12 protein-coding genes are annotated in these 13,605 nt (G+C 68.2%); 3 read left to right on the top strand and 9 right to left on the bottom strand.

The window, feature by feature from the left end; genetic code table 11:
- Positions 1-86: 86 nt before the first annotated feature.
- Complete coding sequence (locus J7024_RS25660) at positions 87-1,028, top strand: AEC family transporter (RefSeq protein WP_124826319.1); 942 nt, start codon at positions 87-89, stop codon at positions 1,026-1,028.
- 35 nt (positions 1,029-1,063) lie between these two features.
- Here J7024_RS25660 and J7024_RS25655 read toward each other — a convergent pair whose 3' ends face one another.
- From J7024_RS25655 to J7024_RS25640, 4 genes are all read right to left on the bottom strand, one after another.
- Positions 1,064-2,242: a LysR family transcriptional regulator gene (locus J7024_RS25655; protein ID WP_124826318.1), complete on the bottom strand. Its 1,179-nt coding sequence runs from the start codon at positions 2,240-2,242 to the stop codon at positions 1,064-1,066.
- Between the two features lie 24 nt (positions 2,243-2,266).
- On the bottom strand, positions 2,267-2,995 hold the full coding sequence (locus J7024_RS25650; protein WP_124826317.1) for an aspartate/glutamate racemase family protein: 729 nt from the start codon (positions 2,993-2,995) through the stop codon (positions 2,267-2,269).
- A gap of 22 nt (positions 2,996-3,017) precedes the next feature.
- The gene (locus J7024_RS25645; protein WP_124826316.1) at positions 3,018-4,550 is read right to left on the bottom strand and encodes an NCS1 family nucleobase:cation symporter-1; all 1,533 of its coding nucleotides are present in this window, start codon (positions 4,548-4,550) and stop codon (positions 3,018-3,020) included.
- Positions 4,551-4,881: 331 nt separating this feature from the next.
- Positions 4,882-5,142 carry a hypothetical protein gene (locus tag J7024_RS25640; RefSeq protein ID WP_233410089.1) on the bottom strand — a complete coding sequence of 87 codons (261 nt, stop codon included), beginning with the start codon at positions 5,140-5,142 and terminating at the stop codon, positions 4,882-4,884.
- A 122-nt stretch (positions 5,143-5,264) separates the two neighbouring features.
- Here J7024_RS25640 and J7024_RS25635 point away from each other — a divergent pair, with 122 nt between their 5' ends.
- Complete coding sequence (locus J7024_RS25635; RefSeq protein ID WP_234745578.1) at positions 5,265-5,813, top strand: DUF3005 domain-containing protein; 549 nt, start codon at positions 5,265-5,267, stop codon at positions 5,811-5,813.
- Positions 5,814-5,869: 56 nt separating this feature from the next.
- Here J7024_RS25635 and J7024_RS25630 read toward each other — a convergent pair whose 3' ends face one another.
- Positions 5,870-6,634, bottom strand: a complete 765-nt coding sequence (locus J7024_RS25630; RefSeq protein ID WP_175751618.1) for a DUF4397 domain-containing protein — start codon at positions 6,632-6,634, stop codon at positions 5,870-5,872.
- 461 nt (positions 6,635-7,095) lie between these two features.
- Positions 7,096-8,403, bottom strand: a complete 1,308-nt coding sequence (locus J7024_RS25625; protein ID WP_124826314.1) for an MFS transporter — start codon at positions 8,401-8,403, stop codon at positions 7,096-7,098.
- 522 nt (positions 8,404-8,925) lie between these two features.
- Here J7024_RS25625 and J7024_RS25620 point away from each other — a divergent pair.
- Positions 8,926-9,372: a MarR family winged helix-turn-helix transcriptional regulator gene (locus J7024_RS25620; RefSeq protein ID WP_124826313.1), complete on the top strand. Its 447-nt coding sequence runs from the start codon at positions 8,926-8,928 to the stop codon at positions 9,370-9,372.
- 36 nt (positions 9,373-9,408) lie between these two features.
- Here J7024_RS25620 and J7024_RS25615 read toward each other — a convergent pair whose 3' ends face one another.
- The 3 genes from J7024_RS25615 to J7024_RS25605 form a co-directional block, all read right to left on the bottom strand.
- A complete protein-coding gene (locus J7024_RS25615) occupies positions 9,409-11,697 on the bottom strand; it encodes a xanthine dehydrogenase family protein molybdopterin-binding subunit (protein WP_234745577.1) in 2,289 nt (762 codons plus the stop codon).
- Positions 11,698-11,874: 177 nt separating this feature from the next.
- Positions 11,875-12,522 (bottom strand): isochorismatase family protein, encoded by a 648-nt coding sequence (locus J7024_RS25610; protein ID WP_124826311.1) that lies wholly within the window; start codon positions 12,520-12,522, stop codon positions 11,875-11,877.
- Between the two features lie 19 nt (positions 12,523-12,541).
- Entirely contained in the window at positions 12,542-13,582 is a 1,041-nt protein-coding gene (locus J7024_RS25605) for a 2,5-dihydroxypyridine 5,6-dioxygenase (protein ID WP_124826310.1), read from the bottom strand.
- Positions 13,583-13,605 lie beyond the last annotated feature (23 nt).

The following is a 13,605-nucleotide window of genomic DNA, read 5'->3' as shown; positions in this document are numbered from 1 at the left end:
GTGCGGCAATGGCTGCGTTGACCATTGCACGCGACGACGCGCAGCCGTTAAGCTTGCGCGTTCCGGTTTCACGCAGCGTGTTCAAGATGTCATCGACGATTGAGATTCTGTTGCCCGTGTTCGGGCTGATCGCGGCAGGGTTCCTGTGCCGCCGGCGGGGCGTACTCGGGCCGGCAGCGGCTGCCGAGCTCAACCGTTTCGTCGTGTGGCTCGCGCTACCGGCGCTGCTGTTCCGGATCATGGCGCACGCGTCGTGGCACCAGCTCTATCAGCCGGCATTCGTCGCGACGTTCGCGCTGACCTGCGCGCTCGTCTTCGTCGGCGTGCTCGTGTGGCGGCTCTTCGCGGGGCGCGGGCTGGCCGATGCGAGCATCGATGCGATCGCCGCGTCGTATCCGAACACCGGCTATCTCGGCTTTCCGCTGTGCCTGCTCGCGTTCGGCACCGAGAGCCTCACGCCAACCACGATCGCGACCATCCTCGTCGCCTGCGTGCTGTTCGCCGGCGCGATCGTGCTGATCGAGATCGGGCTGCAGCGCGACCGTGCGCCGCTCAAGCTGATGTGGAAGGTGGTGGGTGCGCTGCTGCGCAATCCGCTGATCGTCGCGCCGCTGGCCGGCGTCTGCGTGTCGGCGGCGCAGGTGCCGCTCGATGCGCCGGTCGAGACCTTCCTCAAGCTGCTCGGCGCGGCCGCGAGCCCGTGCGCGCTCGTCAGTCTTGGGCTGTTTCTCGCGGAAAAGCGCGACGCGACCGGCGCCGCTCCGCGCGGCAGCATCGCGCTGACGGCGGTCAAGCTGTTCGTGCAGCCGGCGCTGGCGTGGTGGCTCGGCGTGCGCGTGTTCGCGATGCCGCCCGTGCTCGCGCAGATCGCCGTCGTGCTGGCGGCGCTGCCGACCGGCACCGGGCCGTACATGCTGGCCGAATTCTACGGACGCGAAGCGCATGTGACGTCGCGCACGATCCTGCTGTCGACGCTCGGATCGATCCTCTCGCTATCGGTGCTGCTCGCGATCGCGCGACACGCGTGAGGCCGTGCGGCCGGTGCGACGCGTGCTTCTCGCGCTCAGTGCGACTTCGTCGCGATCCGGTGAATGCGTGCCGCCCGCGCGACGCGCGGCCGCTGTGCCGCGCCGCAATGCGTCGCCTGCTGGCGGCGCGTGCGCCGCGCGGAGGTCGCGGCAGAGCCGGAGGCGGGCGCGGCTGACGCGCTCGTGCCCGCATCATCCGCATGCGCGGCAACCGCCGCAACGGCAGGTTGCGCGGCTTCGGCTTCGAGCCAGCTGTGCGTCGCTTCGGCGATTAGCCCGCGCAACCAGCGCACGCCCTCGACGCACGATCCCGATTCGTTCCACGTCATCCGATAGACGATGTCCGGCGGCTCGGCCGGCAGCGCGACCGCGCCGAGCGGCAGCAGCTTTGCGTAGTGACGCGCGAGCCGGTACGTGGTGGTCAGGATCAGGTCGGAGCGCACGAGTGCGTGCGCGGCAAGTTCGAAATGCGGCAGCGTGACGACGATCCGCCGCAGCAGGCCGACGCGTTCGAGCTGCCGGTCGATCGCGCCGGATGCTTCGAGCCACGATGGCGTCGGACACAGCTGCGCGGCCTGCGCGAACTCGTCCGCCGTCATCGCACCGCGCCGTGCGAGCGGATGCGTCGCGCGCATCAGGCATACGACGCGATCGTCGAACAGGTCGTCCTGGCGGAATCGCGACAGACGCGCCGCGCGATTGTCGATCACGACGTCGAGTTCGCCGTCGGCGAGCGCGCGTTCGTCGTCGAAGCCGTCGCCGAGCGGGTGGAACACGAGCTGCGCGTTCGGCGCGCGCTCGCGGAACAGCGCGACGAGCTTCGGCACGAACAGCACGTTCAGGTAGTCGGGGCAGCCGATCCGGTAGGTGCGCACCGACGTGCGCGCATCGAACGTCGGCTGCTGGATGCGGATGAAGTCGATCACACGCAGCGCGTTGCGCAGCGGCTCGATCAAACGCGCGCCGAACTCGGTCGGCACCATTCCGTAGCGGCTGCGCACCAGCAGCGGATCGCCGAGCAGCGTGCGCAGGCGCTTGAGCGCCGCGCTTGTCGCGGGCTGCGACATGTTCAACCGCACGGCGGCGCGCGACACGGTGCGCTCGGTGAGCAGCACGAGCAGGATGCGCATCAGCCGCGCGTCCAGCACGTCGAGCGCGCCCGCGGCGTTGCATGTGCCGGAGGGAGGGCCGGTCGGTGCCGATGCGTCCCGCATGTCGCTACGCGTCCGCGCGGCTCGTCATTTGACGAAGGTGCCGGGCCAGCCGACGATCCGCTTCGGACGCGGCGGCGCGTACGTGCGGACCTTCGACGTCTTCAGCTTCAGGCGCACCAGCGATTCGGCGAGCGCAACCGCGGCCGACACGCCGTCGACCACGGGCACGCCAGTGCATTCCTCGATCTGCCGGTCGAGGCCGGCCATTCCGCCGCAGCCGAGGCAGATCACTTCGGCGTGATCGTCCTTCACCGCGCGCTGCGCCTCGCTGACGATCGACTCGATCGCACGCGCCGGATTCTCCTCGAGTTCGAGCACCGCGAGACCGCTCGCGCGCACCGACGCGCAGCGCGCATCGAGCCCGGCGAGCTTCAGGCGATCCTCGATCAGCGGCACTGTGCGGTCGAGCGTCGTGACGACGGAGTAGCGGTGGCCAAGCAGCATCGCGACGCTCGCGGCTGCTTCGGTGATATCGACGACGGGCACCGTCAGCAGTTCCTGCAAGCCTTCGCGGCCGTGCTCGCCGTAGCCGGCCTGGATCACCGCGTCATACGGTTCGTCGTAGCTCAACACGCGCTCCATCACGGCGATCGCCGCGAGGTAGCTCTCGAAGTTGCCTTCGACCGACTCCGCGCCGAAGCGCGGCGTCAGCCCGACGATCTCCGTGCCGGGGGAGGCCGCGGCCTGCGCTTGTGCGGCGATGGCGTCGGTGATCGACTCGGTGGTGTTGACGTTGACTACCAGGATTCTCATTGGTGAACTCCGTGTGCGTGCATCAGTGTCGGGCGCAGGCGACCGCGATGTGTTCGCCCGAGCGCGCCTCGTATTGCCGTTTGCGGTCGGCCGTCAGCCAGTACACGCTGCCCGCGATGGCTGCGCCGAGCAGCCACGAGAACGGCGTCATCGCGCTGAAGGCCGGCACGACGGCGAGCGTGATGGAGATCAGCGCGGATGGCACGAGCGCCGCGAGCGCCTTGCGGTTCACGCCGCCCTTGTAGAAATACGCGCCGGTCGGCGCTTCGGTGTAGAGATCCGGCACGTTCACGCGCTGCTTGCGCACGAGCCAGTAGTCGACCGTGATGATCCCGTACAGCGGGCCGAGCAGCGCGCCCAGGCCGGACAGGAAGTAGACGATCACGATCGGGCTGTTGTACAGGTTCCACGGCAGGATCAGCACCGCGATCGTCGCGCTGATCAGGCCTGCGCGGCGGAACGACAGGCGGTGCGGCGCGAGGCTCGTCAGCACGAAGGCCGGCGCGACGAAGTTCGCCATGATGTTCACTGCGACCGTCACGATCAGGAAGGCGAGGCAGCCGAGCACGAGGAACAGCTTGTTCGGCACCGTCGCGATGATTTCCGTCGGGCTGTGGATGATGTGGCCGTTCAGCTTGAACTGCGCGCCCGCGAGCACGAAGCTGATCGTTGCGAACACGAGGATGTTGACCGGCAGGCCCCAGAAGTTGCCGACCCGCACCGTCTTCGCGCTCGGCGACGAGCGCGCGAAATCGCAGAAGTTGAGCACCAGCGTGCCGTAGATCGCGAGCCATAGCGAGCCGCCCGCGAACACCTCGGTCCACATCTTCAGGCCGGTCATCGGCTTGCCGATCGACAGCGCGAGATGGCCGCCCGTGCGGCCGTACATCCATGCGGCGAGCGACAGCGTCGTGACGAGGATCACAGGGCCGGCGAGCCCTTCGTACTTGCGGACCATTTCCATTCCGTACGTGAGGATGCCGATCTGCACGAGCCAGATCGCGACGAACGTGATCCAGCCGAGCGACGACAGCCCGAAGATCGCGTTCCGGTCGAAGGCGGCGAGGCCCGGCCAGATCGCGGTGAGCAGCACGCGCAGCACGACCGACGCGAGATAGGTCTGGATTCCGAACCATGCGATCGCGATCACCGCGCGGATCATCGCGGGCAGCATCGCGCCGTAGATGCCGAAGCTCATCCGGCTGATCACCGGGAACGGCACGCCGGTCTTCTGGCCCATGTAACCGGTGAGATTCATGAAGCTGTAGACGAGCACCGCGCCGATCCCGAGCGCGGCGAGCATCTGCCAGCCCGACAGGCCGAGCGCGAACAGGCCGATGGCGAACGAATAGTTCGCGATGTTGTGCACGTCGTTGGTCCACAGCGCAAAGATGCTGTAGCGGCCCCAGGTGCGGCCTTCGGCCTGGGTCGGCGCGAGGTCGGGGTTGTGCAGCCGCGGGCTCAGCGCGGGGTCGCGCATGGCCGTATCGGTTCGATGCGATGCGTCGTCCGCGCCGAGCACGATGCCCGCGCGGTGAATGGCTTCCAGTTGCACGCCTTGTCTCCTTCCATGTGCGGGGCGCGAACCGGCAGCGTGTGCACGCAGCGCGGGCCCGGCCACCGTGGACGTTATGTCTCGGATTTGTCGGCGAGTATGGGCGGCGGCTGCAACGATGGGAAATTAAATATTTTGCTAAGCGTCAGTTGGAAAATGAATGGGGTTCGATCATCGTCGAGCAGATCCGGCGGCATGCGAATTGCGGCTCAACGGGCTCCATCCACATCGACATCAGCGGAGGTGTCATGCAGCGATATTCCTTTCGTCACGTATCGCGAGCCGTCTTCGCCGGCATCGTGATCGCCGGCCTGGCGGCGGGGGCGGGCTGTCAGAAGAAGGGCGACAACGACACCGGCACCGGTGCGAGCTCCGATACGAGCGCCACAGGCGGCATGTCGGCTGCGCCGTCCACCGCGCCGTCTGGCACGCCGGCCAGCGGTGCGGCCGGCGCCGACACCGGGACGACCGGCGGCGACAGCGGCGCGAGCTCGCCGGGTGCGGCTTCCGCACCGGCCGGCGCGAGCGGCGGCTGACCGGCGAGCGCAGGCGGCGTGCGCCATGTGCGCGGCCGCCGCCTGCCGGGCGTCATGATGTTGTGCGGGCGCGTCGGGTGACGCGCCGCGCGTGAAAGATTTGCAAGGATCGTTGTAGCGATTCCCGGACCGGCGCCGTGCATCCCGCCGGCGCACGCCGTCCGGAACTGGAGGTGCGATGCGGAACGCGGAATTGAACCCAACCCCGAAACAGCAGCAGGAACCGATCGAACGGAGCCCCGTGAAGACGCCGGCGGCCGGCGACATGCCGGATGCCGCGACCCAGGCCGCCGAAGTCGCGAAGCGGCCGCAGACGCCCGAGACGATCGCGGCGAAAGCGCCGACCGGACTGCCGCTGATCGACGTCGGTGCGCATGCGGTCGACAGCGGCGATCCGGTGCGCCGTGCCGCTGGCCGGATCGTGACGCTCGACAACGCGAACATGGCGATGACGGACAACACGGTCGACGTCGACGGCAACGGCATGGAAGCGGGCACCGGCGCGACCGAATGGCACGACAACGTGATCTATTCGAACGCGTCGCTTGACGATGCGGTCCGCACGCCGGACGAAGGGCTCGGCGGTATCGAGAGCCGTCCGTCCGGCAATCTGCCGCGGATCGCGACGCGGCCCGGCTGGCGCGTGAGTCATGTCGGCGACGTCGATATCGCGCACGGCGGCGGGACGCGTGCCGAGCATGTGATCCGCCTCGAGCGCGGCGACTGACGGACGGATGGCCCGACGCCCCGCCGGGCGGCGTGGCGCCGGGCGCGCGGTGCCGCTTATTGCGGGCCGAGTTCCTGCGCGGAGGTGTCGGCATCGTTGCCTTGCGCAACCAGCACGTGGACGTCGTTCGGCGTGACGTCGCCGATGCCGCCGGCCGGAATCGTCACCAGCAACCAGTCGGCATTGTTGTTGATCGCCACCGGTGCGGTCGTCAGGATCGGCGATTTGCTGCCGGCGGTCGTGACGATCACCTGGTAGTTGCCGCCGTTCAGGTAGACGGAGTCCTGGCCCGATGCGGGCGAGGCGTTCTGATAGGCGGCGCCGGACAGCGTCGGGCTTTGCGTCGTGATGTCGGTGCCCGGCGGCACGACGTACACGTCGACGTTCTGTGCGTTCGGCGATGCGTTGAAGGTGCGCACGCGCGCCTTGTCGGACAGCAGGCCCTTGTCGTACGGATCGTCGATCACCGAGATCGGCGACGAGGTGCTCGGCAGCGCGATCGTGGTGTAGTGGTGGCCGTTCGCCGCGCTGAACGATTGAGATGCGATCGTCGTCGTCGTTCCCGATACGTCGTAGCTGGCGTTCTGCGTGCCTGAATCGACGTCGTGATAGCGCGTGACGCCCTTGTACGCGACGCCGGATGCGTCGACCTTCGCATTCAGGTAGTAGTCGAGGTTCGGGCCGGCCGGCACCGCGTTGATGAAGCGTGCCTGCGGCTTCGAGATCCCGAGCTCGGTGCCGACGTCGTTGCCGTCGCCGCCGCATGCCGTGAGCACGGAAATGACCGAGCACAGCGCCGCGATCGTTCGTATGGATTTCATGTCGTCCTCTCGTTCAGGGGAACCTGCTTGCGATGCGGGTCGCCGCGCGAAGGATCGCGCGGTGCGCAGCGCCGGTTGAAGGATCAATGTTGTCCGCCGGATGACGGGCGCGAGGATGTCGCAAGCGATGTGCCTGCATGGCGCGAAGCGCGCGGGTGGCCGTGTGATGGCGTGTGCGGCGCGGCGGGCTGTCAAATGCCGCGCGTGATCGTGCGTATCGGGTAACGCGCTTGTAAAAAAGCGGCGTGGTGGCGCGTTCGCGCGCGATCTTCGCGGCAACGGCGTTTCAAACGCCGTTCGGTGTGCATTGCGCAAACCTGCGCGGCGGCCGAGAGAGGATGGAGGCGGCGGTGCGCGTTCGTAAGTCGTTGCATGCGCATCGATACGGCACGCACCTGCGGAGAACCGCAGAACCGCAGAACCGCGCGCGACGACGTGGCGTCGCCGCGCGCGTCGGGGCATCAGCGATTCACGAGCTTCGCCGGATACGCGAGCGCGAGTGCGCAACCGACCAGCATGCAGGCAGCGAAGCCGTACAGCCCGGCGCTTTGCGAATGGAAGGTGTCGCGCAGCCAGCCGATGAAATAGGTGCTGCCGAATCCGCCGAGGTTCGCGATCGAGCATGCGAACGCGATCCCGCCGGCTGCGGCCGAGCCCTTCAGGAACGTGGACGGCAGGGCCCAGACGACCGGCATCGCTGCCGCGGCGCCCGCATTGATCAGCGAGAACAGCAGCACGGTCGTGAGCGTGCCGTGCGACGACGCGGCCGCAAGCGCGAGCGCGATGGCCGACACCACGAACGGCACGACGATATGCCAGCGGCGCTCGCGCGCGCGGTCGGAGCTCGCGCCGCAATACAGCGTCGCGAGCACGGCCGCGGCGTTCGGGATCGCCATCAGCCAGCCGATGTGATATGCGTCCTTCACGCCGGTATCGCGCAGGATCGTCGGCAGCCAGAAGCTCACCGCATACAGCCCCAGCAGCACGCACAGATCGATGAGGCCGAGCGCCCAGACCTTCGGATCGGAGAACGCGCGGCCGAGTGCGTGACTCTTGTTGCCGGCCGGATCGGCGTCGAGGTTTTCGCGCAGTGCGCGCTTTTCGTCGTCGTCCAGCCAGCGCGCGGTCTCGATGCTGTTGGGCAGCCAGCGCAGCACCGCGAAGCCGAGCAGGATCGACGGCAACGCCTCGAGCAGGAACAGCCACTGCCAGCCGCCGAGCCCGTGCGTGCCGTCGAACGCCCGCATTATCCAGCCGGAGATCGGGCTGCCGATCATGCTCGACAACGGCAGGCCGACCATGAACAGCGCGACGATCCGCGCGCGGCGCGCGTCGGGATACCACTGCGTCAGGTACAGCAGCACGCCGGGCAGGAAGCCGGCTTCGGCCGCGCCGAGCAGGAAGCGCACGATGTAGAACTGCATCGGCGTCTGCACGAACATCGTCGCGCCGGACAGCAGGCCCCACGTGATCATGATCCGCGCGATCCACAGCTTCGCGCCGACGCGCTGAAGCACCAGGTTGCTCGGGACTTCGAACAGGATGTAGCCGCCGAAGAACAGGCCGGCGCCGAGCCCGTACACGGTATCGCTGAACTTCAGCGCATCGAGCATCTGCAGCTTCGCGAGGCCGATGTTGATGCGGTCGAGATAGGCCGCGAAATAGCACAGGCAGAAGAGGGTGATCAGGCGTAGCGTGACTTTGCGGTAGAGCGTGCCGTGCTGCGCGTCGTCGGCGGAGACGGCGGCGCTCGGGTGTGCGGTAGACATGGGATTGCCCCTGTTCAAGTGTGACGGATGAGTGAGTGGCCGATCGACGCGAGCGAGCATCTCGCCGCGCGCTGGAGTCTGTATAGCACGCCAATTACGTAGCGTACACACTAGAAAATACGGAATCGCACAGGCATGAAAATGAATGCATCGTGATCGACCTATCGATGAGGAATATTGCGTATTTTTGCAGGATTAAAGCGAATCTTCATGTGCATCCTGGCAGCTGGACAAAGCATCGATGCATGCGCCGAATTAGTGCGTACGCGCTCAAAATTGCAGCGTGTGCGCGCAAGCGATTCGACAGCCCGGAAACCTGCCATCCGGCATGCGCCGGGCGGTGCCGGATGTGCGTTGTCCGGGCATGAACGACAACGCCGAGGGATCTTCGCGCAGGGTGCGGGAGCGGTGCGACGAACCCTGATGCACCGCAACGAAGCGGCGCGCGCACCGTCGATTGCGGCGATTTGAGGGTGTACACTCCTTACCTTTCCTATTCGTGCCGCGCGGGCCTTTACTTTCATGGCGTCTTCCAGGGATTCCTACGACTTTCACGACCAGGTCGGCCACTTGCTGCGCCGCGCATATCAGCGCCACGTAGCGATCTTTCAGGAAGCGATCCCCGATTCGGATCTGACGGCCGCCCAGTTCGTCGCGCTGTGCGCGGTCAAGGAAAAGCAGGCGTGTTCGCTGAACGACATCGTCAAGGCGACCGCGATCGATCAGGCGACGATCCGCGGCGTGGTCGACCGATTGAAGGCGCGCGCGCTGATCGAAGTGCTGCCCGACCCGAGCGACGGCCGCAAGCTGATCGTGCGCGCGACCGCGGCGGGGCTCGCGCTGATCGATCGCACGGTGCCGTTCGCGCGGCAGGTGACGGAGCGTACGTACGGTCCGCTCAATCCGGGCGAGCGCGTCGCGCTGCAGTATCTGCTGCGCAAGATGATGGAGGCCGACGGCGATGCGTGATGCGCGGCGCCGTCCGGCCATCGACGCAACCCGGCGTTATATGACGCCTGCGGCAGCCGGCGCTTCGTCACTCGCAAGCCGGCCGGCCTCGCGTAGCGCGGCTCGCACCGTTTCGGGCGTGAACGGCGGCGCGTAGACGCGCACGCCGGTCGCATCGAACAGCGCATTCGCGACCGCGGCTGGCCCCGGCACCGATGCCGATTCGCCCGCGCCGAGCGGCGGCTCGCCTTGTCTGGGCATCAGCAGGACATCGACGTCCGGCACTTCGTCGAACGTCAGGATCGGATAACTCGCCCATTCGCGCGACGCGACCTTGCCGTCGGCGAACCGTACGCGCTCCTTCAGCGTGCGGCTCAATACCTGGATCACGTTGCCGTGGATCTGGTGGCGTACGCCGTCCGGATTGATCATCGTGCCCGTGTCCTGGCCGACCGTCACGCGCTCGATCCGGATCTCGCCCGACACGCGATCGACGCTCAGGTCGACGATCCACGCGGACCACGCCGCGCCAAAGCCGGGGAAGCGGCTGTGCACGTAGCGTGCATATGCGATACCGCGGCCGCGCACGACCCGCGCGCCATCGCGGCCATCCCGTTCTTTGTCGCGACCTGCGCGCGGCGTCCAGCCCGCGCGATCGGCCACGGCCCGCAGCAGTTCGATCGCACGCGTGTCCTGCAGATGGCGAATGCGGAACGCGAGCGGATCGATGCCGGCCAGCGCCGCGCATTCGTCGACGAATGCGTCGTGCGCGAACGAGTTCGGCAGTGCCGATACGCCGCGCAGCCACGACGCGCGCACCAGCGGCGCGAGATCCTCGCAGACGAAACGGCGATTCGGGCTTGCATAAGGCGACACGGCCGTCCGGTCGCCCATCTCGAACACGCGCGGCTCGGGTGCGATCGCGCCGGTCAGCAGCGTCGCGAGCAGCGGTGCATCGTTCGACGGATAGCGCGTCGTGAAGTCGTAGCCGAGCAGGCGGCCGTCGCGCGTCACGGTGCCCGTCACCTGCATCAACTGGCCGGCGCCCTTCGGTTCCCACAGATGTTCGTCCGCACGCGACAGTTGCACGCGCACCGGCCGGCCGACCGCACGCGACAGCAGCAGCGCGTCGCCGCATACGTCGTCCGCGCCGTTGCGGCCGTAGCAGCCGGCCGCTTCCATCCGCACGATGTCGAAATCCGCTTCGTCGCGGGCCACGAGCGTTGCGAGGTCGTAGCGCAGCGACACCGGGTTCTGCGTGCCGGACCACACGGTGATCCGGCCGTCGCCCGGCTCGCGGTAGTCGGCGAGCGCGCACGATGGGCCGATCGAGCCGTGCATCTGGAACGGCCACGCGTAGGTGCGCGACAGCGTGATCGTGTTGGGTTGCGTGCGTGCCGCATCGACGCTGCCTTCGTCGAGCAAGACGCGTCGTTGCACGGGCGCGGCGGCGATCGCGGCGGCCGGCGCATCGAGCGACGGCAGCGCGGGGTGCGGTCGCCACGTGACGCGCAACTGACGCGCCGCGCGAATCGCATGTTCCTCGCGTTCGGCAACGACGCCGACAAAGTCCCCGATCGCGACGACGGCCGCGAGCCCCGGAATGTCGGCGACCGACGCGCGATCGACGTCGACGAGCGACGTGCCGACGAACGCGCCGCTGTCGTGGCCCGCATACGGCGGCCGTACGACGCGGCCGTGCAGCATGCCCGGCACGCGCATGTCGTGCACGAACGTGAGCTGGCCGGTGGCCTTCGCGGGCACGTCGATGCGCGGCGACGACGTGCCGACGATCCAGTAGTGCGCGGGATCCTTCGTCCGCGCATTCAGGTCGAGCGTCAACGCGATGCGGCGCGCGCTAACGAGCGCGGCGAATGTCGCGGTGCGGCTGTCGGTGGGAACCGAGATCGTCCCGCCTTCGGCGGCGAGTTGCGCGGCGTCGACGCCGAAGCGCTCGGCGGCCAGCGCCAGCAGCGCGTGCCGCGCCTGTGCGGCCGCACAACGCAGCGGTGTGGCGGAAATCTGGATCGTTGCGCTCGCGATGGTCGGGCCCTGGTTTGGCGTCGCGGCCGTGTCGCCGAGCACCATCGTGACGCGCGCGGCCGGCACGTCGAGTTCCTCGGCGACGATCTGGGCGAGCGACGTACGGATGCCGGTGCCGAGGTCGACGTGCCCGTTGAATGCGAGGATGCGTCCGTCGTCGAGGATCGCGACGAACACTTCGGGCAGCGCCGGTACATACGACGACAGGCTGCCCGGCTGGCCGGGCGCCGGCTTCACGGGCGGCGCGGGCGGGCGGATCACGGTCAGGCAGCCGTCGCGCGCTAGCAGTTCGGAGCGATTCACGGATGAAGAGTCCTGTCGGGGAAGGCGCGGTCGGCGGCCGGTCGTGGCGGGTGCGGCGCGCGTGCGCCGCCGGCCGGGCACGCGTTCAATCTAGGCCGCCAAAACCGCAGCGTCAATCGCGCGCGGGCGCACCGGCGCGGCCGGCGCCCGCGCTGCATGACGGCTCGAGGCGGCGGCTCAGCGCGCGTGCACGGCATCGATCGCCGCGATCGCATCGTCGAGCGGCATCACGGCCGCATATTTTTGCTGCATGTCGAACAGGTTTGCTTCGTGCGGCGCGATCGCGCGATCGCCGACGCAATCGGCGAGCACCAGCGGGCGGAATCCGTGCGACATCGCATCGACCACGCTTGCACGCACGCAGCCGCTCGTCACCGCACCCGCGACGAGCAGCGTCTGCACTGCGCGCTGCGCAAGCCACGGCGCCAGTTGCGTGCCGAAGAACGCGGACGGCACGGTCTTGCGCACGACGAGTTCGCCGGCAGCGGGCGTGAGCTCGGGCACGATCGCGCTGTTCGGATGATGCTCGGTCAGCGTTGCCATGCCGGGCACCTTCAGCGAAAACACATTGTCGTCGCTGCCGTCGTCCGCGTACACGATGCGGCTGTGCGCGACGGGCCAGCCGCGTTCTCGCGCACGTGCGAGCGCCTGCGTCGTGCGCGCGATCGCCGGCGCGATGTTGCCGCCGCCGAACGTCGCGGGATCAGCGAAGCCGACCACGAAATCGACGATCAGCAGTCCGATGTTGCCGTGCGGCGGCAGCGGCGTGCCGAAACCCTGCTGGCGATAGACGCCCGCTTCGGCGTGGTGGGAAAGATCGGTCATGATGTCGGGTACTCGTCGGTCAGGCGGGTTGATCGATCACGCGGCCGTCGCGCACGACGGTCTCGCCGTCGAGTTCGACCGTGCAGCGGCGCAACGGAATGTCGATATGGCAGGTGGTGGTGCGGTTGCCGCCGCCTTCGTTGTTCGGCCCGAGCGAGAACAGGAAGTTGCCTTCGAATGCGCGCGCATCCATGCCGATCGTCGCTTCGCGGTCGTACAGGCCGAGCGTCGACCAGCGCGCGCGCGGCTGCAGCCCCCAGCCGATGTGTGAGATCGCATAGCCTTCCGGATCGGCGAAGGTTTCCATGTAGTCGCGCAGCAGGTCGGCGTCGACGCCGCCTTCGATGCGCGTCGCATAGCCGCCTTCGACGGTCAGCGCGATCGGCTCGCTCACGTAGTGCTTCTGCGGCAGCAGGATGTCGCCGCGATCGATCACGATCGTGCCGCGCGCGGTGCGGTCGTTCGGGTAGGTCAGCGCGAAGCCGCTCGGCCAGTGATCCCAGCGGCCCGGCGCGTCGACGAAGCCGTATTCGGCGGTCGGCGGAAAGTCGCCGAGCGGGCACGCGAGCGCGGTGCCGGCCGCGGAGGTCACGCGCATCTCGCGCGCGGCGGCGATCTTTCTGGCGGCGCCGAGCACGCGCGTGCGGTCGGCCAGCGTCGGCACCATCCGCACCAGCACTTCGGGCGGCTCGACCGCGAGCAGGATCTTCGTGCCGGACTTCAGGATGTCGTGCTGCTCGGGCGAGAACAGCAGCGTCATCAGGTCGAGCACGAGGTCGCTTTCGCGCAGCGCTGCGATCGCGGCGCGGTTGCCGGTCAGCGGCGTCGTGCCGAGATACGCGAGCGGGTCGCGGCTGAACGCCTTCTCGCCGTTCACCGGCGGCAGGTCGAGGCGGTTGACGATCGCGCCCATCGATTGCGTTGCGATCAGCGCGCACGTCAGCGTTTGCGGATGGGTGGCCGCGCTCGTCAGGATCGTGACGGTCTGGCCGGGTTCGAGGCGCGACAGCGTGAGCACCTGCTTCCACGCGTCGATCAGTTGGGTGTCGCTGACTGGCATCGTCGGCTCCGGTAAGGGCGTGA

Source organism: Burkholderia sp. WTPI3 (assembly GCF_021483755.1).
In the GTDB taxonomy this organism is placed as follows: Bacteria; Pseudomonadota; Gammaproteobacteria; order Burkholderiales; family Burkholderiaceae; genus Burkholderia.
The sequence above is the reverse complement of the archived record's forward strand: the minus strand, read 5'-3'. Positions and strand labels throughout refer to the sequence as shown.